Source organism: Kineosporia rhizophila (assembly GCF_021277265.1).
Classification (GTDB): Bacteria; Actinomycetota; Actinomycetes; order Actinomycetales; family Kineosporiaceae; genus Kineosporia; species Kineosporia rhizophila.
The window spans coordinates 18731-37484 of the sequence record NZ_JAJSOH010000027.1 but is presented as its reverse complement, the minus strand read 5'-3'; the positions used below and the strand labels follow the sequence as shown (position 1 = coordinate 37484).

At 71.7% G+C, this 18754-nt stretch carries 21 protein-coding genes; 13 read left to right on the top strand and 8 right to left on the bottom strand.

Annotation, left to right across the window (positions count from 1 at the left end; translation table 11 throughout):
• Nucleotides 1-86: 86 nt before the first annotated feature.
• The 4 genes from LWF15_RS28460 to LWF15_RS28445 all read left to right on the top strand — a co-directional run bounded on the left by LWF15_RS28460 (nucleotide 87) and on the right by LWF15_RS28445 (nucleotide 2221).
• On the top strand, nucleotides 87-305 hold the full coding sequence (locus LWF15_RS28460; RefSeq protein WP_231442330.1) for a helix-turn-helix domain-containing protein: 219 nt from the start codon (nucleotides 87-89) through the stop codon (nucleotides 303-305).
• A 185-nt stretch (nucleotides 306-490) separates the two neighbouring features.
• Complete coding sequence (locus tag LWF15_RS28455; RefSeq protein WP_232814036.1) at nucleotides 491-937, top strand: DUF3099 domain-containing protein; 447 nt, start codon at nucleotides 491-493, stop codon at nucleotides 935-937.
• Between the two features lie 160 nt (nucleotides 938-1097).
• Nucleotides 1098-1304, top strand: coding sequence for a hypothetical protein (locus LWF15_RS28450; protein WP_232814035.1), 207 nt, complete (start codon nucleotides 1098-1100; stop codon nucleotides 1302-1304).
• Entirely contained in the window at nucleotides 1301-2221 is a 921-nt protein-coding gene (locus LWF15_RS28445) for an SURF1 family cytochrome oxidase biogenesis protein (protein ID WP_232814034.1), read from the top strand. Before LWF15_RS28450 ends, LWF15_RS28445 begins: the two co-directional genes overlap by 4 nt.
• On the opposite strand, the gene LWF15_RS28440 is transcribed toward LWF15_RS28445, so the two are convergent.
• Complete coding sequence (locus tag LWF15_RS28440) at nucleotides 2212-3066, bottom strand: prephenate dehydratase (RefSeq protein ID WP_352396662.1); 855 nt, start codon at nucleotides 3064-3066, stop codon at nucleotides 2212-2214. The genes LWF15_RS28445 and LWF15_RS28440 overlap by 10 nt on opposite strands.
• A gap of 172 nt (nucleotides 3067-3238) precedes the next feature.
• On the opposite strand from LWF15_RS28440, the gene LWF15_RS28435 reads away from it, so the two are divergent.
• Entirely contained in the window at nucleotides 3239-4003 is a 765-nt protein-coding gene (locus LWF15_RS28435; protein WP_352396661.1) for an SDR family oxidoreductase, read from the top strand.
• A gap of 69 nt (nucleotides 4004-4072) precedes the next feature.
• Here the strand turns inward: LWF15_RS28435 and LWF15_RS28430 are convergent, their stop codons facing one another.
• Genes LWF15_RS28430 through LWF15_RS28420 form a run of 3 tightly spaced genes read right to left on the bottom strand, consistent with a single transcriptional unit; the run spans nucleotide 4073 to nucleotide 7951 of the window.
• Nucleotides 4073-5467, bottom strand: a complete 1395-nt coding sequence (locus tag LWF15_RS28430; protein WP_232814031.1) for a metallopeptidase TldD-related protein — start codon at nucleotides 5465-5467, stop codon at nucleotides 4073-4075.
• Complete coding sequence (locus LWF15_RS28425; RefSeq protein WP_408624211.1) at nucleotides 5464-6978, bottom strand: TldD/PmbA family protein; 1515 nt, start codon at nucleotides 6976-6978, stop codon at nucleotides 5464-5466. The genes LWF15_RS28430 and LWF15_RS28425 overlap by 4 nt, the downstream gene beginning before the upstream one ends.
• Nucleotides 6971-7951 carry a quinone oxidoreductase family protein gene (locus tag LWF15_RS28420; RefSeq protein ID WP_232814029.1) on the bottom strand — a complete coding sequence of 327 codons (981 nt, stop codon included), beginning with the start codon at nucleotides 7949-7951 and terminating at the stop codon, nucleotides 6971-6973. The genes LWF15_RS28425 and LWF15_RS28420 overlap by 8 nt, the downstream gene beginning before the upstream one ends.
• Nucleotides 7952-8314: 363 nt before the next feature.
• On the opposite strand from LWF15_RS28420, the gene fabG reads away from it, so the two are divergent.
• Complete coding sequence (gene fabG / locus LWF15_RS28415) at nucleotides 8315-9019, top strand: 3-oxoacyl-[acyl-carrier-protein] reductase (RefSeq protein ID WP_232814028.1); 705 nt, start codon at nucleotides 8315-8317, stop codon at nucleotides 9017-9019.
• A gap of 70 nt (nucleotides 9020-9089) precedes the next feature.
• On the top strand, nucleotides 9090-9863 hold the full coding sequence (fabI, locus tag LWF15_RS28410; RefSeq protein ID WP_232814027.1) for an enoyl-ACP reductase FabI: 774 nt from the start codon (nucleotides 9090-9092) through the stop codon (nucleotides 9861-9863).
• Between the two features lie 85 nt (nucleotides 9864-9948).
• On the opposite strand, the gene LWF15_RS28405 is transcribed toward fabI, so the two are convergent.
• The 3 genes from LWF15_RS28405 to LWF15_RS28395 all read right to left on the bottom strand — a co-directional run bounded on the left by LWF15_RS28405 (nucleotide 9949) and on the right by LWF15_RS28395 (nucleotide 12574).
• A complete protein-coding gene (locus LWF15_RS28405; RefSeq protein ID WP_232814026.1) occupies nucleotides 9949-10527 on the bottom strand; it encodes a SixA phosphatase family protein in 579 nt (192 codons plus the stop codon).
• On the bottom strand, nucleotides 10524-11849 hold the full coding sequence (serB, locus tag LWF15_RS28400) for a phosphoserine phosphatase SerB (RefSeq protein WP_232814025.1): 1326 nt from the start codon (nucleotides 11847-11849) through the stop codon (nucleotides 10524-10526). Before serB ends, LWF15_RS28405 begins: the two co-directional genes overlap by 4 nt.
• Nucleotides 11850-11971: 122 nt before the next feature.
• Entirely contained in the window at nucleotides 11972-12574 is a 603-nt protein-coding gene (locus tag LWF15_RS28395; protein ID WP_232814024.1) for a helix-turn-helix domain-containing protein, read from the bottom strand.
• 93 nt (nucleotides 12575-12667) lie between these two features.
• Between LWF15_RS28395 and LWF15_RS28390 the strand changes: the two genes are divergently transcribed.
• The 6 genes from LWF15_RS28390 to LWF15_RS28365 all read left to right on the top strand — a co-directional run bounded on the left by LWF15_RS28390 (nucleotide 12668) and on the right by LWF15_RS28365 (nucleotide 17940).
• Nucleotides 12668-13615 (top strand): NAD(P)/FAD-dependent oxidoreductase, encoded by a 948-nt coding sequence (locus LWF15_RS28390; RefSeq protein ID WP_232814023.1) that lies wholly within the window; start codon nucleotides 12668-12670, stop codon nucleotides 13613-13615.
• Nucleotides 13612-14244 carry a class I SAM-dependent methyltransferase gene (locus LWF15_RS28385; protein WP_232814022.1) on the top strand — a complete coding sequence of 211 codons (633 nt, stop codon included), beginning with the start codon at nucleotides 13612-13614 and terminating at the stop codon, nucleotides 14242-14244. Before LWF15_RS28390 ends, LWF15_RS28385 begins: the two co-directional genes overlap by 4 nt.
• A 190-nt stretch (nucleotides 14245-14434) precedes the next feature.
• Nucleotides 14435-15589, top strand: a complete 1155-nt coding sequence (locus tag LWF15_RS28380) for a sensor histidine kinase (protein WP_232814021.1) — start codon at nucleotides 14435-14437, stop codon at nucleotides 15587-15589.
• Nucleotides 15586-16251 (top strand): response regulator transcription factor, encoded by a 666-nt coding sequence (locus LWF15_RS28375; RefSeq protein WP_232814020.1) that lies wholly within the window; start codon nucleotides 15586-15588, stop codon nucleotides 16249-16251. Before LWF15_RS28380 ends, LWF15_RS28375 begins: the two co-directional genes overlap by 4 nt.
• Nucleotides 16252-16346: 95 nt before the next feature.
• On the top strand, nucleotides 16347-17021 hold the full coding sequence (locus LWF15_RS28370; RefSeq protein ID WP_232814019.1) for a DUF2306 domain-containing protein: 675 nt from the start codon (nucleotides 16347-16349) through the stop codon (nucleotides 17019-17021).
• The gene (locus LWF15_RS28365) at nucleotides 16969-17940 is read left to right on the top strand and encodes an NAD(P)-dependent alcohol dehydrogenase (RefSeq protein WP_232814018.1); all 972 of its coding nucleotides are present in this window, start codon (nucleotides 16969-16971) and stop codon (nucleotides 17938-17940) included. Before LWF15_RS28370 ends, LWF15_RS28365 begins: the two co-directional genes overlap by 53 nt.
• Here LWF15_RS28365 and LWF15_RS28360 read toward each other — a convergent pair.
• Nucleotides 17937-18707, bottom strand: coding sequence for an LLM class F420-dependent oxidoreductase (locus LWF15_RS28360; RefSeq protein WP_232814017.1), 771 nt, complete (start codon nucleotides 18705-18707; stop codon nucleotides 17937-17939). The two genes, LWF15_RS28365 and LWF15_RS28360, sit on opposite strands and share 4 nt — an antisense overlap.
• Between the last annotated feature and the right edge of the window lie 47 nt (nucleotides 18708-18754).

The following is an 18754-nucleotide window of genomic DNA, read 5'->3' as shown; positions in this document are numbered from 1 at the left end:
GCGTCACTTTGCGTGGCGCGTCGAATGGCCGGATCACCGACTCGAGATCACCATGGTCGGGAACGACACACGTTCGAGGAGGATTCGTGGCCGAGAGTGTCAAGAAGGGAGCCCGGATCACGGGCACCGACCGTTCGAAGCTGGCGGGCGAACTGAAGAAGAAGTACACGTCGGGCTCGAGTATCCGGGCCCTGGCGGAGGAGACAGGACGTTCCTACGGTTTCGTCCATCGCATCCTCACGGAGAACGAGGTTCAGCTGCGCGGCCGTGGCGGGGCGACCCGCGGAAAGGCCAAACAGCACTAGCCCGTACAGCACCAACCGCACCAAGAGCACGTCAGCGATCCGAAGTTTGTGATCATCAGGACTCCTCACCGAGTCCGAGCAGTGCCGACGGCCGGGGGCGCGTCGTACCACCTGCGCTCCCGGGCCGTCGGCCCGGTCGTCACCCACGACTGGAAGTGTTCGCCGTCAGGCGTACGGTTGGTCTGGTGAACAGAGGCGAGCAACCGGTCCACAGCATCACCGGAGCCGTCTCTCCGCACTCGGACGATCTGGACGCGCGGATCCGTCGCTACCTGATCTCGATGAGCCTGCGCGTGGTCTGCGTCGTCATGGCCATCGTGGTGCACGCCCGCTGGGGCCACTGGTCCTGGTGGATCTTCGCGCTGGGCGCGGTCGTCCTGCCCTACGTGGCCGTGGTGATGGCCAACGCGGTGGACAAGAAGCGCGGCGGGCCGGGTGCGCCGCCGGTCACCCCGCAGACCCGTTACGTGCTGCCGCCGGTGGCCGACGATGAGATCACCATGACGATCCATCCGCCCCAGCGCCCGGCTGGTCCGGATGCGCCCGATTCGCGGGATTCCGCTGCTGCCCCGGGAACGAATCCCGGTTCGGTACGCCCGGATTCGCCCGTCTCGCCCGATCAGTCCGAGTGAGCGTCACACGAATGGCCCCGCTGATTCGTGGGTCAGACTGACACCGAGTCGTGTCATACTTGTTGGGCGCGGCCTGCATCCCCCGTCGGGCCGCGCACCAGAACGCCGGGCGGCATCCCCCGTGGCCGCCCGGCGTTCGCCTTTTGGCAGACTGTCCCGGGTGAGCGAACCGCACGACCCGATCTGCAGCGCCCGCGGGTGCCGGCGCCCCGCGGTGTGGGCCCTGCGGTGGAACAACCCCAAGCTGCACACGCCCGATCGCCGCAAGATCTGGACGGCGTGCGACGAGCACCGCCTCTCGCTGGAGGAGTTCCTGAGTCTGCGGGGCTTTCTGCGCGACACGGTGAGCACCCAGGAGCTGGCATGAGTCCCGAGACCACACCGGAGCAGGAGCCCGGCCCGACCGTTCGGCGCGGATTCTGGGGCACCGCGCGGGCGGCGGCCGGTCTGCTGCGCGAGCGCGGCTGGGCCGTGGCCCTGGCCGGGATCGTGGTGATCTCGATCGTGTTCGTCTTCCTGGGGCGCTGGCAGTTCAGCCGGCACGAGGCCCGTTCCGAGCGCAATCACGTGATCGAGGCCAACTACGACGCCGCGCCGGTGCCGCTGGCCGATCTGCTGGCCCCGGGCGCGGCCCTGCCCGGCGAGCTCCAGTGGCGCCCGGTCGAGGTCACCGGTGAGTACCTGCCGGAGAAGACCGTGCTGATCCGCAACCGGCCGCACGAGCAGGCCGGCCAGGCCGGGCAGGTCGGGGTCAGCGGCGGGGACCAGCAGAACGGCTACCTGGTGGTGGTGCCGCTGCGGGCCGAGGACGGCTCGGTGCTGCTGGTCGACCGGGGCTGGATCCCGGCCGGGAACACCGACGCCTCCCGGCCCGACAGCGTGCCCGCCCCGCCGTCGGGGGAGGTCACCGTGGTGGCCCGGCTGCGCCCCAGCGAGCCCACGTCCGACCGGGGTGCCCCGGCCGGACAGGCGGTGCGGATCAACGTGCCCGCGCTGACCGAGCAGGCCGGGCTCACCGATCCGGTGGTGCAGGCCTACGGTGCGCTGGTCAGCGAGGACCCGCCGGCGCCGCAGACGCCGGAGGCGGCGGAGGCGCCGGAGACGGGGCTGGGCATCAACCTGTCCTACTCGGTGCAGTGGGACAGCTTCGCGATCATCGCCTACATCCTGTTCGGCGTGGCGCTGGTGCGGGAGGTGCGCCGTCGCGACGAGGAGGCGGAGGACGACGAGGCGGAGCCGGAGGACGAGGGTCCCCCGACTCTGACCCGCGCCACCTACCGCTGAGGCCGCTGCCGCTCGCGGAACGGGCTGGCCCGGTACACACCGAGCATCCGCACCTCGGCGAAGAAGCCGAGTTCCTCGAACGCCCGGGCCACGTGCGGCTCGTCCGGGTGGCCGTCGATGTCGGCCAGGAACTGGGTGGCGGTGAACTGCCCACCCACCATGTAGCTTTCCAGCTTGGTCATGTTCACCCCGTTGGTGGCGAAACCGCCCAGCGCCTTGTACAGCGCCGCCGGGATGTTGCGCACCCCGAACACGAAGGTCGTCACGATCGGCCCGACTCCGGGCGCGGCCCGCAGGTTCTCGGGGGACAGGATGATGAACCGGGTGGTGTTGTGGTCCTCGTCCTCGATGTTCTCGCGCAGGATCTCCAGGCCGTAGACCTCGGCGGCCAGCGTGGTGGCGATCGAGGCGACCGACTCGTCACCGGACTCGGCCAGCTCACGGGCGCTGCCCGCGGTGTCGGTGGCCACCTCCGGGGTGATCCCCAGCTCACGCAGTGAGTTACGGCACTGGTCGAGGGCCTGCGGGTGGCTGCGGGCGGTCTTGACCGCCTCCAGCCGGGCGCCCGGCAGGCCGAGCAACTGGTGCCGCACGGGCAGGAAGAACTCGCCGATGATGTGCACGTCGGACTTGGGCAGCAGGTAGTGGATGTCGGCCACCCGGCCCGCCGTCGAGTTCTCCACCGGGATCATCGCCAGGTCGGCCGTGCCGTCGCCGAGCGCCCCGAAGCACTCCTCGAAGGTGCGGAACGGCAGCGGGTCGTAGTCGGGATAGACGTCACGGCAGGCGATGTGCGAATTGGCGCCCAGGTCTCCCTGGAACGCGATCCGCCGGGTACGGGTCATCATGATGCCCAAATGATGCCGCATGGCTCCGGCCGCGAGCACAGTACTTTCAGGCCCGTCCGATCGGACGAGGTGTGCAGCACGATCCGCCCGGCCAATCACTCTAGAGTGTTCGATCAGTCACTGTGCGTCAGGGGGCGCCGTCGCGCGCGTGAAGAACGGGATGAACTCGATGGATCTGGGGCTGTCGGACCGGGTGTACGTGGTCACCGGGGCGTCCAAGGGGCTGGGGCGGGCCTGTGCGGAGCTGCTGGCGGCGGAGGGGGCGCGGATGGTGCTCTGCTCCCGCAACGAGGAGGAGCTCAAGGCCACCGCGGCCGCGCTCGGGGGCTCGGAACGGGCGATCGCGGTGCCGGGTGACCTGAGTGATCCCGGGATCGAGACCTGCCTGGTGGCAGCCGCGGTGGCGCGTTACGGGCGGCTCGACGGCGGGCTGATCAGCGTGGGCGGGCCGGCTCCGGGCACCGTGATGGACCTGGAGGACGGCGCCTGGCGGGTGGCGTTCGAGGAGACCTTCCTGGGCCCGCTCCGGCTGGCCCGCACGATCGGCAAGCTGGCCTCGCGCGAGGGCGGCTCGGTGGTGATGGTGCTCTCCACCTCGGTCCGCGAGCCGATCTCGGGCCTGGCCCTGTCGAACGGGCTGCGGCCCGGTCTGGCGATGGCCGCCAAGTCGCTGGCGAACGAGCTGGGCGAGCGCAACGTCCGGGTGAACGGCATCCTGCCCGGCCGGATCGACACCGACCGGGTGCGCACCCTGGACGCGTCCGGTGGCCGTCCGGAAGAGGCCCGGCGGCAACAGGAATCGCGGATCCCGCTGGGGCGCTACGGCGAACCGCTGGAGTTCGCCCGGCCCGCAGTGTTCCTGCTCTCTCCCGCAGCCAGTTTCGTCACCGGCACGATGCTGACCGTCGACGGCGGCCTTTCCCACGGGCTCTAGAAACTGCCGAACCTGAGGACGTTTGTGAGCACTATGGGTGCCCACAAACGTCCTCAAAGTGGTTGCCTTTCAGGACCCCTCGGCCACCGTGGACATGTTGAAGCCCTCGATCCGCAGGGCCGGCATGGCGGTGCGGGTGAACCACTCGCCCCACTCGCGGCTCAGGCAGATCTCGGTGGCGCCGTACGCCTCGACCCGGCCCAGCAGGTCGACCGGGCTCTCGTTGTAGCGGAAGTTCTTGGTGGCGCCCACCACTTCGCCGTTCTCGACCACGTAGACGCCGTCCCGGGTGAGCCCGGTCAGCAGCAGGGTCTGCGGATCTACCTCGCGGATGTACCACATCGAGCTCAGCAGCAGCCCGTGGTCGACCCCCTCGAGCAGGTCCAGGGTGCTTCCGGTGCCGTCGGTCCCGGTGAGCACCAGGTTGTCGGCCGGCGGAACCACCGGCAGACCGGTCAGTTCCGAGCTGAACCGGGTGGTGGGCAGCGCGCTGATCGTGCCCTGGTCGAGCCAGGTGGCCGCGGGCGCGGGCAGGCCGTTGTCGAACACCGAGGCCGTGGGGGAGGAGGCGCCGGCCAGAACCCGGTCGGCGCAACCCAGCCCGAAGTGGTACGGGTCGCTGAGCAGGCTGAGCGGGGTGTCGCTGATCTTCTCGCCGACCCGGGTGCCGCCCCCGGTGCCGCCCAGCTTCGAGAACACGCTGCGGCCCTCGTGCGCCGAGCGGGCGTCGGCCGACCACAGGTAGTAGATCATCAGGTCGGCCACCGAGGTCGGCGGCAGGATGGTGGTGAAACGGCCCGGCTCGACCTCGATCTGGCGTTCCTGCCAGCGCAGCCGGGTGGCGATCTCGTCGTCCAGCGCCAGCACGTCCACGTCGCTGAAGTCGCGGGTGGCCCCGGCCACGTAGGCGGAACGGCTGCGGGCCGCGGCCTTTCCGGTCAGCTCGATGGTGCCGCGGGGCTGCTCGTGCCGGTAGCGCAGGCCGCCGGTGGTGCCCAGCCAGGTGGTGACCACCTCGTGCAGGGCGAAACCGAACGACTCGCGCCCGGCCGCCCGCGAGCGGCCGAACACCTCGCCCAGCGCCTCGGCCACCCCGGCCAGGGTGGAGGCGCCGGTCTCGGCGGCCGGGTCGGTGAATCCGGGCAATTGGTCACCGGTGACGAAAGGCGCTGCGTCCTCGGCCGGTTCGCCCTCACGGGCGAGGGCGACGGTGTCGCGGACCAGCGCCCGCACGCCTTCGGCGTCGAGCCCTTCCCGGCTCAGGACCCCGGCGCTGGTACCGCCGGAGACCGGGGCGCCGACGATCACGGTGACGGTGCGGGAGCTGGTGAGGCCGTTGGTGGTCAGCCCGCTCAGCGCCCAGCGCAGGTTCACCGTGGACGACTGCGAGACCAGCACGGCCGCACCCAGACCCGGGCCGACCTCGGCCAGGGCGATCTCGACGAGCTCCGCGGACGTGGTCATCGGCCCCCCTCAGCGCGCGTGTTCAGCACCTTGACCTGCTCGAAAAGTGTTGCTGGGGCGCCGTGGCTGACCCAGGCCGACTGACCGGGCTGGGCCTTGCCGCAGTTCGAGGCGCCGCCCAGGTAGTAGGAGCCGGCCCCGCCCAGGCCCTTGAGCGAACCCCAGAAGCTGGGCGTGGAGCCCTGGTACGCCGCGTCCTTCACCTGGCCGGCCAGCTTGCCGCCCCGGATCCGGTAGAAGCGCTGCGCGGTGAACTGGAAGTTGTACCGCTGCATGTCGATCGACCAGGACTTGTCGCCCACCACGTAGAGGCCGTTCTCCACCCCGGCGATCAGGTCGGCGGTGGTGGTGGCGTCGGCCGAGGGCCGCAGGCTGACGTTGGCCATCCGCTGCACCGGCACGTTGAGCGCCGAATCGGCGTAGGCGCAGCCGTTCGAGGACTCGAAACCGCAGCGTGCGGCCATCGCCCGGTCGAGCTGGAAGCCCTGGAGCACTCCTTCGGAGACCAGGTCCCACGAGCGGGTGGCCACGCCCTCGTCGTCGAAACCGGTGGTGGCGCCGCCGTGCTCGACCGTGCGGTCGGCAGTGACGTTCATCAGCGGGCTGCCGTAACGGAACGCTCCGATCCCGTCGAGGCGGGCGAAACTGGTTCCGGCGTAGGCGGCCTCGTAGCCCAGTGAGCGGTCCAGCTCGGTGGCGTGGCCGACCGACTCGTGGATGGTCAGCCACAGGTTGGTCGGGTCGATCACCAGGTCGTAGTCGCCGGCCTGCACGCTCGGCGCCTTCACCCGCTCGGCCAGATGCTCCGGCAGGCCGGCGATCTCGGCGTCCCAGTCCCAGCCGTCACCGGTGAGGTACTCCCAGCCCCGTGCCGTCGGGCCGGCCAGCGAGCGCATCGACTCCGGGCCGTCGGCGGCGATCGCCACGACCGTGATCTCCGGCTCGACCAGCACCCGCTGCTGCCGGGTGACGGTACCGGCCAGGTCGGCGTAGTACTTCTGCTCCTTGGCCATGTGCAGCAGCACGTCGCAGTGGTCCACGCCCGCGGCCGCCAGCAGCGGGTGCGACCAGCCGGCCAGGTGCCGGGTGCGCTCGGCGGCCGGCACGGCGAACGGGTCCTGCCGGTAGGACGAGACCCAGCGGGCGTCGGCGTGCACCGGCTCCGGCGCCAGCTCGACCCGCTCGGCCACCAGGGGCCGGGAGATGCGGGCCACCTCCAGCGCCCGCTCGGCGGTGGCCACCGCGGCGGCCGGGGTGAGCTCGTCGGTGGCGGCGAAACCCCAGACCCCGTCGAGCAGGACGCGCACCGCCAGCCCGGCGGCCGAGGAGTCCGAGCTGGACGAGAGCCGGGCGTCGCGCATCTGCGTGGTCGACGTGCGCATCCGCTGCACCCGCAGGTCGGCGTGCTGCAGCAGACCGGCCCCGGCCGTGCGCGCGTGCTGCAGCGCGGCGTCGGCCAGGGTGTCGAGGGGAAGGTCGAGGAAGTCCTGGTCGATCGCCTGCTCAGTCAGCGGGGTTCTCCTTCACCGGGGTGGGACGGCCCTGGCCGGAGACGTCCAGCACGAGCTTGCCGGTGCTGCGGCGGCTGCGCAGGTCCTCGTGCGCCCGGCCGGCCTCGGCCAGCGGGTAGCTGCCGCCCACGATCGGGCGCAGCACCCCGGCCCGCACCATCGAGCTGAGCTCCTCCAGCGCGCCGGCCAGCATCCCGGGCCGGGCCACCGCGTGCGGGAGCCAGAAACCGGTGAGCGTGATCGAGCGCTTCATCAGCCGGCCCACCTGCACCGGCTCCGGCGGGGTCTTGGAGGCGATGCCGAAGACCGCCAGCCGCCCCAGCGGGCGCATCGCCGCCAGGGTGCCGTCGAACACGTGGCCGCCGGCCATCTCCAGCGCCACGTCGGCGCCCTTGCCGCCGGTGGCCTGCAGCAGCGCCTCGCGCACCTCCTCGGCCGTGGTGGTGGCCGAGATGTCGATCGCGGTGGTGGCCCCGAGCGAACGGGCCAGCTCGCACTTGGCCTCGCCGGAGGCGGTGGCCACGATCGGCCCCGCGCCCCAGGCCCGGGCCAGCTGCACGGCCATCGTGCCGACGCCGCCGGCCGCGGCGTGGACCACCACGGTCTCGCCCGGGTTCAGCTGGGCGCTGCGCCGCAGCAGGTGCCAGGCCGTGGTGCCGGGCACCAGCAGGGCCAGCGCCTGGGCGTCGCCCAGCTCGTCGCTCACCGGGTAGGCCAGCGCGGCCTTGGCCACGGCCCGCTCGGCGTAGCCGCCGCCCGCGGTCAGGGCCAGCACCCGGGTGCCCTCCGCGAAGGTGCCGGTGGGGTCGGTCAGGACCCGCCCGACCACCTCGCCGCCGGGCACGAAGGGCAGCGTCTGACGGGTCAGGTAGGTGTCCTCGGCCTGGTGGGTGTCGGCATAGTTCACCCCCGCCGAGTCGACCTCGACCAACAGTTCGCCCGCGCCCGGCGCCGGGTCCTCGAGGTCGGTCACCCTGAGTACCTCGGGTCCGCCGAACTCGGATATCTGCACAGCTCGCACGGCGCGAACCTACCCCTTTGGCGGCCGCGGTGTGGTCCAGGTCGCACACCCGGGCGAATCGCCGGGCCCGGGCAACACTGTCTGTTCCGGTGCGGACCGGGCGCCGGGAAGCCGTCCTTGTACGGTTCCTACAGTTTTCCGATCCGACCTTTGCCCCCGGTGCGCTGGTGCGTCGCGGTTCCACGGTCGGATAACGTCACCCCGGGCCTTCGGTCGCCGATTCCGGTCCGACCGGCCGGGCGTCACGGACAGCGAACACGGGCTGAGCGTGGTGTGACCGGACAGACAAGAGATTCCGCTCCTGGAAGGGTGATCGTGGCGCGCAGCGTGCTGGTGACAGGTGGTAACCGGGGGATCGGGCTGGCAATCGCCCGCGCGATGGCCGAGGACGGCGACGACGTCACCGTGACCCACCGCAGCGGCGAGCCGCCGGCCGGGCTGAAGGGCGTGATCTGCGAGATCACCGACGCCGAGTCGGTGAAGAACGCGGTCGCCCAGGTCGAGGCCGACCAGGGCCCGATCGAGGTGCTGGTGGCCAACGCCGGCGTCACCCGCGACACCCTGCTCATGCGGATGAGCGACGACGACTGGGACACCGTCGTCGACACCAACCTGGGCGGCACCTTCCGCTGCGTGCGGGCGGTCAGCAAGTCGATGATCAAGGCCCGCCGGGGCCGGATCATCCTGATCGGCAGCGTGGTCGGGCTGATGGGCTCGCCCGGTCAGGTCAACTACGCGGCCACCAAGTCGGGTCTGGTCGGGATGGCCCGGGCGATCACCCGGGAGATCGGCGGCCGGGGCATCACCACCAACGTGGTGGCGCCCGGTTTCATCGACACCGACATGACCGCCGAACTGCCGGAGAAGCTGCGCAACGAGTACCTGAGCCGGATCCCGGCCGGGCGTTTCGGCAACGTCGACGAGATCGCCGCCACGGTGCGCTTCCTCGCCTCCGAGCAGGCCGCCTACATCACCGGCGCGGTCATCCCGGTCGACGGTGGCATCGGTATGGGCCACTGAGCCCCCAGCTTTTCGCCCGCGGCCAGACCGGCCGCGGGCGCTTTCGCGTCAATTGAAAGGGACTGCACGAATGGGACTGCTCGAGGGCAAGAAGCTGCTCGTGACGGGTGTGCTGATGGACACGTCCATCGCCTTCCACGCCGCGAAGGTTGCCCAGCAGGAGGGCGCCGAGGTGGTGCTCAGCTCCTTCGGCCGGCAGATGAAGCTCACCCAGGCCATCGCCAAGCGGCTGCCGAAGACCCCGCCGGTGATCGAGCTGGACGTGACCAGCACCGAGGACCTCCAGAAGCTGCCCGAGCGCGTCGGTGAGCACGTCGACGGCCTCGACGGTGTCCTGCACTCGATCGGTTTCGCCCCGCAGACCGCGATGGGCGGCAACTTCCTGAAGACCGAGTGGGAGGACGTCGCCACCGCGCTGCAGATCTCCGCCTACAGCTACAAGTCGCTGGCAGTGGCCGCGCTGCCGCTGATGAAGTCGGGCGGCGCGATCGTCGGCCTCACCCTGGACGCGCGGATCGCCTGGCCGGCCTACGACTGGATGGGTGTGGCCAAGGCCGCCCTGGAGTCGACCAGCCGCTACGTGGCCCGCGACCTGGGCCCGAAGGGCATCCGCAGCAACATCGTGGCGGCCGGCCCGCTGCGCACCACCGCGGCGAAGGCGATCCCGACCTTCGAGGCGTTCGACGAGCTGTTCCAGACCCGCGCCCCGCTGGGCTGGGACGTGCGCAACCCGGAGCCCACGGCGAAGGCCTGCGTGGCCCTGCTGTCCGACTGGTTCCCCTCCACCACGGGCACGATCGTGTACGTGGACGGCGGGTTCCAGGCGATGGCCGGCAACGTCTAGAAACGTCCATAACCCCGGAACCCCAGAACCGAACGATGGACGCCCGAGGCGACTCGGGCGTCCATCGTTGGGTCTGGTAGGTGGTTCAGCCGATCGAGCCGCCGCCCTCGGCGCGCGGCACCACGAACTGCTCCAGCCGCCCGTCGCCGGGGGCCAGGTCGGCCCACTCGCGTTCCACCGCGAGCACCGCGATGCCGCCGGTGGGGTAGCCGTTCTTGACGTGCTGCACCGCGTCGGGGTCGGAACCCGCCCCGGCCAGGGCGACGGTGGTCTCGGACATGGCCGGTTCGTGCCCGACCACCACGACCACCGAGGCGGACGGAGCGGCCTGGCGCACCGTCTCGATCACGTCGAAGGTGCCGGCCTCGTAGAGCGCCGGCACGTAGTGCACCTCGGGATGCGGCTCGGCCGGGCCCTCCTGGCTCTTCACCTCGGTGGTCAGGCCGTCGAGCACCGAGCGCCAGGTCTGGCGGGTGCGCCGGGCGGGGGAGCAGAACACCACGTCGGGCACCGCGATCCGGGCCAGTTCGTGCCCACCCACCTCGGCGTCGAGCAGGCCCCGGGCGGCCAGCGGACGGTCGGTGTCGGCCTGCCCCGGCGTCGGCTGCTCCGCCTTGGCGTGCCGGATCAGGATCAGCCTGCGGGTCGGGGTGGTGGTGCTCATCGTCGGGTCCCTCCGGTGTCCTCGAGCTCTGCCGATGTGCCTGCCGATGTGCCTGCCGATGTGCCTGCCGGGGTGCTGTCGGGGATGGTGTCCGGCTCCTCGTCCGCGTCCTCGATCTCGGCGCGCGGGATGCCCAGCAGGTAGAGCACGGCGTCGAGGTAGGGCACGGTGACCGCGGTGTCGGCCTGCTCACGCACCACCGGCTTGGCGTTGAACGCCACCCCCAGGCCCGCGGTGGCCAGCATGTCCAGGTCGTTGGCGCCGTCGCCGATGGCCACGGTGCGCGAGAGCGGCAGGCCCTCCAGCTCGGCGAAGTGCCGCAGCGAGGCGGCCTTGGCGGCCCGGTCGACCACCTCGCCGACCACCCGGCCGGTGAGCCGCCCGTCCTCGATCCCCAGCTGGTTCGCCCGTACGTGGGTGATGCCCAGGTCGCGGGCCAGGGGGGCGACCACCTCGATGAACCCGCCCGAGACCACGCCCAGGGTCAGGCCCAGGCGGCGCAGGGTGCGGGTCAGGGTGAGGGCGCCCGGGCTCAGCCGGACCGAACGGTAGACGTCGGTCAGCACGCTCTCGGGCAGGCCGGCCAGACAGGCCACCCGCTCGTGCAGGCTCTGCTCGAAGTCCAGCTCGCCGCGCATCGCCCGCTCGGTGACCGCGGCCACCTTCGTCTCCGCCTCCGGCCCGGCGTGGGCCGCGAGCAGCTCGATCACCTCGTCCTGGATCAGCGTGGAGTCCACGTCCATCACCACCAGTCGGCGGCCCCGGCGGGCCAGCCCGGCCGGGCACACCGCCAGGTCGGCGCCGTGCGCCATCGCCTCGGCGGCCAGCTCGCGGCGCAGCACCTCACCGTCGCCGCCGGAGACGTCGAGCTCGAGCGTGGTCACCGGGAACCGGGAGATCCGGCGGATCCGGTCGATGTTGGCGCCGTGCTCGGCGATCCGCCCGGCCACCCCGGCCACCGCCGAGGGCCGCAGCGGCGCCCCGAGCAGGGTGACGGCCAGCCGGTTGCGCCGGCGCGGGGAGTTGTCGCCGGTACCCGGCTCGCCGCTCACGTCCAGCCCGAGCTCGCCGCCGACCAGGCGTACCGCCGAGATCATCCCGGCCTCGTCGGCGCCCGCGGTGACCAGGACGGCCAGCGTCAGGTACCCGCGCACCACGACCTGCTCGACGTCGAGAACCTCGACCCCGGAACGGGTCAGGACCTGGAAGACGGCCGTGGTCACGCCCGGGCGGTCCGGGCCGGTCAGGGTGAAGAGCACCGTGCGGGGCGCCGCCGGGGCGGGCGCCGGGAGGGCGGGGATGACGTCCTGCTGCGTGGTCACGGCATCGAGGCTAGTCGAGCGTTGCCGGATTGAAACCATCCCACCCTCTCTGACTTCGGCCTGACTTCAGCCGGGCTTCATCCCATCGGACCCGCCTTTCCCACCCGTGCGGGTGGCCTCGCTCAGGTGCCCGCCCGGGGCCGGGCGCGCACGTGCAGCCGCTCGCCCTGGGGCCCGAACAGACCGATCACCTCGGCCGGCCGGTCGCCCGGATTGCCCATCCAGTGCGGGGTGCGGGTGTCGAACTCGGCCACCTCGCCGGGCTCCAGCACGAAGTCGTGCTCGCCGAGAACCAGTCGCAGGCGGCCCTGCAGCACGTAGATCCAGTCGTAGCCCTCGTGCACGCGCTGGTCCTCCGGGGTGGGCTCGCGACCGGGGAAGTGGGGTGGATAGACGATCTTGTACGCCTGCAGACCACCGGGCCGGCGGGTCAGCGGCAGGTACGCCGCGCCGTTGCGCTCGAAGCTGCGCAGCTGCACCCGGGGGTCGCCGGTGGGCGGGGCGTCGACCAGTTCGTCCAGCGGCACCTGGTGCGCCCGGGCCAGCGGCAGGAGCAGTTCCAGGGTGGGGCGCCGCTGCCCGGCCTCCAGACGGGACAGCGTGCTCACCGAGATGCCGGTCTCCTCGGCCAGTTCGGCCAGCGTGGTGCCGCGCTGCTGCCTCAGCAGGCGCAGCCGGGGGCCCACGGCGTGCAGGACGTCCTCGAAGTCACCGGTGTCGCTCACCCCTCTATTTGCCGTTCCGGCAACAAAGCTTGTCAACCCTGGAACTCGAGGCGCACCTTTGCGGCACAGACGTTCCCAGAGAGGTGGTCCGAGATGAACGACAAGTACGACGTCGTGGTGGTCGGTGGCGGTGCGGCCGGGCTGAGCGGGGCGGTGGCGCTGGGGCGCTCGCGCCGATCGGTGCTGGTGATCGACGCGGGGGAGCAGCGCAACGCCCCGGCGGAGGGCATCCACAACTACCTGGGCCGGGAAGGCCTGAACCCGCTGGAGCTGGTGGCCGTCGGTCGCGAGGAGGTGGCCCGGTACGGCGGCACCACCGTCAAGGGCCGGGTGAGCGAGGTCTCACGCCGGGACTCCGGGTTCGCGGTCACCCTGGACGAGGGTCGCGAGGTGCAGGCCCGCCGGCTGCTGATCGCCACTGGCCTGAAAGACGAACTGCCTGCCGTGGAGGGTCTGGCCGAGCACTGGGGCAAGAACGTCATCCACTGCCCCTACTGCCACGGCTACGAGCACCGCGACCAGGCGATCGGCGTGCTGGCCACCACCCCGATGGCGGTGCACCAGGCGCTGATGTTCCGGCAACTGTCCGCCGACGTGGTGGTGTTCGCCCACACCGGTCCGGAGATCAGTGCCGACGGCCGGGCGCAGCTGGCGGCGGTCGGGGTACGGGTGGTCGAGGGCGAAGTGGCCGCGGTGGAGAGCGTGCCCGGCGGCGTCACCGGTCTGCGGCTGACCTCCGGCGAGGTTGTCGCGCGGCAGGTTGTGGCGGTCGGGCCCAGGTTCGAGGCCCGGCTGGACGGGCTCAAGGGGCTGGGGCTGGAGACCGCCCCGATGGAGGTGGAGGGCTTCGTGCTGGGTACCTCGCTGAAGGTGGACCCGACCGGCCGGACCGAGGTGCCCGGGGTCTGGGCGGCCGGCAACGTGGCGAATCCGATGGCGCAGGTGATGGTCTCGGCCGGGCAGGGCCTGATGGCCGGGGCGGCGATCAACGGCGACCTGATCCAGGAAGAGGTCCGGGCAGCCATGGCGGGCACACAGTGAGTCAGGACCCGCGCATCTGGTTCGAGGCCCCGGCCTGGGAAGAGCGGTATCGCGCGGCGGAGCCGTTGTTCAGCGGCCGGGTGAATCCGCAGCTGGTGGACGAGATCTCGGACCTGGCCCCGGGCTCGGCCCTCGATGCGGGCTGCGGTGAGGGGGGTGACGTGTTCTGGCTCGCCTCGCGCGGCTGGCGGGTCACCGGCGCCGACTTCTCGTCGGTGGTGCTGGAGAAGAACGCGGCCAGGGCCGCGGAACTGGGCCAGGAGATCGCCACCCGCACCGAGTGGATCCACGCCGACCTGCGCACCTGGACCCCGCCGCGCGGCCAGTACGACCTGGTCACCAGCCACTTCCTGCACCAGAGCGGGCAGGACCTGTTCCGCCGTCTGGCCAGTGCGGTGGCGCCGGGCGGGCAGTTGCTGATCGTGCTGCACAGCCCGCTGGATCTGGAGACCACCATGGGACGCCCGAACGTTCCGGAAGGTTTCTGGACGGCGGAGCAGATCGCCGCCGCGCTCGACCTGGACGGCTGGGAGGTGCTCACCTCCGAGGCCCGGCCGCGCCCGGCCACCGATCCGGAAGGCCGCGAGATCACCATCCACGACACGGTGTTCCGGGCCCGGCGGATCTGAGGCGGAGAACTGCGGAGTCGGGTGGGCTCTGGCTCCGCGCCTCAACCTTTCCCGATCTTGCCTGTGTCTTCCCGGTGGGGGTACCGCCCGGAGCCGGAGGCGTTGGGGGAGGGCGGGCTTTGCGCGGTCCCCAGATTCAGGCGTACTTCCGGCCGATCCGCCCTGGCCCGACGTCGCCTACCTTGAAACCGTGACCGCCCTCCTGCGCTCCATCTGGAACGCACCCCGTCCGCCCGGCGCCCGCGCCCCCCACCGGTTCGACGCCGCGCTGGTGTTCGCGGCGGCCTTGGTCACCCTGCTGGAAGGCGTCCTCCGTCCCGACCTGCCCAACCGCGTCCTCTCGGTCGTCACAACCTTGGCGCTCACCCCGCTGCTCTACTGGCGCCGGGCGTACCCCATGCACACCGTCGCCATCGCGTTCACCGTGCTTACGGTCGTCCCCATAGCCGCCGGGGGGCGCGAGCCGGACATGGGCGCGCTCGCGGCGATGCTGCTCCTGATCTATGCGCTGTTGCGCTGGGGATCGGGGCGGGAGGCGGTGATCGGCCTGGCCTTCGTGGCGGTCAAGCTGCTCCTGTGGCAGGTGTACGACCCGGCCGGGGCCACCGAGTGGGTCGAGTTGCTGGGCGGGGCGGGAGTTCTCACCACCTTGGGCGCGGTGGCCCTGGCGGTGCGCTATCGCGCGGGCACCTACGAGCGCGAGCTGGAGCGGGTGAAGCTGCTGGAGCGGGAGCAGTTGGCTCGTGACCTGCACGATGTGGTGGCGCATCACGTCTCGGCCATGGTGATCCGGGCTCAGGCCGGGCTGGCCCAGGCGGCGGTGACGGGCGACCAGCAGCCGGCGGTGCAGGCCCTGGGCGTGATCGAGGCCGAGGCGTCGAAGGTGCTCACCGAGATGCGCACGATGGTGCGGATGCTGCGTCGCGACGAGGAGGCCGAGCTGCTGCCCAGCCCGGGGGTCGCCGACATCGCCCAGCTGGCCGGTCCGGGCGAGGGGCCGGCGGTCGAGGTCAAGATCATTGGGGACGTCGGTGAGGTGCCTCCCGGGGTCGGTTCGGCGGTGTATCGGCTGGCTCAGGAAGCAGTGACGAATGCGCGGCGCCATGCTCGCGGCGCCACCCGGATCGAGGTGCTGGTCGAAGGAGACCCCGAGCACCTTCGGTTGTCAGTGACCGACGACGGGGAGCCGGTCGCGGCCGTACGTCCGGCGCTCTCGCCGGGGTACGGGCTGATCGGGATGGCCGAGCGTGCGCACCTTCTGGGAGGAACCTGCGCAGCCGGGCCAGGAGACGTCCGGGGCTGGGTGGTGACGGCGCTGCTACCCCGGGCAGGCTGGTCGGTATGAACGACATTCGCGTGCTGGTGGCCGACGACCAGGAGCTGGTGCGCACCGGGCTGCAGATGATCCTGCAGGTCCAGCCCGGCATCGAGGTGGTGGGCACGGCCGCGGACGGCCTGCAGGCGCTGGAGGCCGCGCGCTCGCTGAAGCCCGACGTCGTCCTCATGGACGTACGGATGCCGGGGATGGACGGGCTGGAGGCCACCCGCAGGCTGGCCGGCCCGGACGTGCCGGACCCGGTCGCGGTGGTCGTGATCACCACCTTCGACCTGGACGAGTACGTGTACTCAGCACTGCGGGCCGGAGCCCGGGGCTTCCTGCTCAAGGACGCCGGGCCGGCGCTGCTGGCCCAGGCCGTGCACGCCGCGGCGGCCGGCGACGCCCTGATCGCGCCCAGCGTGACCGCCCGGCTGCTCACCGCTTTCGCCTCGTCCGGGCCGCGCACCGGCGGGCAGCAGCCGGTGGAGCCGCTGACCGACCGTGAGGAGCAGATCCTGCTCACCGTGGCCCAGGGCCGCACCAACGCCGAGATCTCGGCCGAGCTGCACATCAGCCTGAGCACGGTGAAGACGCACATCGCCAGCCTGATGGCCAAGCTCGGGGTGCGGAACCGGGTGGAGATCGCGATCTGGGCCTACGAGACCGGCCGGGCCGGGCGCCGTTCCTGACCGAAAGTACGAGCGCCGGCTCGGTCCGCGGTACGGCATAGGTCCGGCCTCGGCTCCGATGAGACGGTGACCCACCCGCGTCCACCATTGACCGCATGGCCAGGAACAACACGACACTCACCGGACTGCTGCTGCTCACCGCGATCCCGGTGGTGGCCGGCGCGACCCGGCTCGGCGAGCTGACCGGCGGGGCCCGGATCACCGAGGAGAACGCCCGGTTCTTCCACTCCCCGGTGCCGATCGTGGTGCACATCGTCGGGGCGACGTTGTTCTGTGTGCTCGGGGCCTTCCAGGTCACCGGGCATCGCCGGGGCCACGGTCGGCTCGGGCGGGTCGTGCTGCTGCCGGCCGGGATGGCCGCAGCGCTGAGCGGACTGTGGATGACCCTGGCCTACGACCTGCCGGAGTGGGACAGCGCCCTGTTGAACGCTTTCCGGCTGGTCTTCGGCATCGGTATGGCGGTGTCCCTCTACCTGGGCTACCGCGCCGCCCGGCGCCGGAACTTCCGCAGCCACCAACGCTGGATGTTGTGGGGCTACGCAATCGGCCTGGGGGCAGGTACTCAGGTGCTCACCGTCGGCCCGTTCGCGGTGGCGCTCGGGCACCAGCCGGGCGGGCTGCTGCGGGCGCTCGCGATGGCGGCCGGGTGGCTGATCAATCTTGCGGTGGCCGAGTGGTACCTGCGCTCACGCGCAGCCGGATCGAGGAGGAGCAGGCATGAAAGCGATCGTGCAGGAACGGTTCGGCCCGCCGGAAAGCTTGCGGCTTGAAGACGTCGGTGAGCCGGTTCCCGGGGAGGGGCAGGTTCTCGTGCGGGTCCGGGCGGCGGCGCTGAATCCTGCCGACTGGCACCTGCTGCGGGGGTCTCCGGTGATCGCCCGCCCCGGGATGGGCGGGCGGCGGCCCCGGAATCGGGTGGCCGGGCTCGACGCGGCCGGGGTGGTGGAACGGGTCGGGCCGGGGGTCTCCGGGGTGGAAACCGGTGACGAGGTCTACGGGTTCGTGGCGGGGGCCTTCGCCGAGTACGCGGTGGCCGACGTGACCAAGATCGCGCCCAAACCCGTGGCTCTGAGCTTCGCCGAGGCCGCCGCTCTGCCGGTCGCGGCGACCACCGCTCTGCGCGGCATCCGTGACATCGCCGGGGTGCGGGCCGGGCAGCGGGTGCTGGTGACCGGGGCCTCGGGTGGGGTGGGGCACTTCGCGGTGCAGGTCGCGGTCGCCCTGGGGGCCGAGGTGACCGCGGAGTGCAGCGCCGCCAACGCCGACCTGGCCCGCGAGCTCGGTGCGGCCCAGGTGCTCGACTACCGGGCCAGCGACTTCACCGCCGCTCCCGAACGCTACGACGCCATCCTGTACAACGCGGGCGCAAAGGCGCCCAGAATCGTCCTCAAAGCACTTACCCCCACCGGCACCCTGGTGCTGAACGACGGGGGCACCCCCGGCGGCTTCTTCGGGCCGATCGGACCGATGCTGCGCGGCGTGGTGCTGAACTGGTTCGTCGGGCCCCGGATCACCCTGCTGCCCACCCGTGAGCACCGGGACGACCTGCTCGAGGTGAACCGGCTGATCACCGAGGGCAGGCTGCGCCCGGTGATCAGCCGTACCTACGCCCTGCCGGAGACCGCCCGGGCCCTGACCGAACTCGAACAGGGACACACTCGCGGCAAGGCCGTGATCGAGGTGCCCTAACCGTTCTTCTGGTCGCGGAAGGCCAGCCACTCGCGGGTCAGGCCGAGGTCGAAGTCGGGGCCGTCCAGGCCGAGGGTGAACAGCGTGGCCCCGGCCGCCACCAGTTCGTCGCCGACCTCCTCGGGTGCCTTGTCCACCCCGATCGAACGCTCCACCGCGGAGGGGGCGCGGTTCTCGGTGCCGCACCACTCGTCGAGGATCGCGCCCTTGCGGCGCAGCGTCTCCACGTCACCGAAGGAGTGCCAGATGTCGGCGTGCCGGGCGGTGTAGCGCAGCGTCTTCTTCTCGCCGCCCCCACCGATCAGGATCGGGATGTCGCGCACCGGAGCCGGGTTGAGCTTCTTCCAGCGGGCCTGGATGCGCGGCAGGGCCTGCTCCAGGTCGGCCAGCCGGCGGCCCGGGGTGCCGAAGTCGTAGCCGTACTCGTCGTAGTCGCGCTCGAACCAGCCCGCCCCGATGCCCAGGATCAGCCGGCCGCCGGAGATGTGGTCGACGGTGCGGGCCATGTCGGCCAGCAGCTCCGGGTTGCGGTAGCTGTTGCAGGTGACGAGCGCGCCGATCTCGACCCGGGAGGTGGCCTCGGCCCAGGCGCCGAGCATGGTCCAGCACTCGAAGTGCTTGCCGTCGCTCTCGCCGTACAGGGGGAAGAAGTGGTCCCAGTTGAAGACCACGTCCACCCCGGCCTCCTCGGCCCGGGCCAGCGCCCGGCGGATGTCGGCGTAGTCCGAGTGCTGCGGCTTCAACTGCACTGCAATACGAATGGTCACGCCGCGAAACTGTAGGCGTGACCAGACGCCCCGGGCAGGCAGGACAC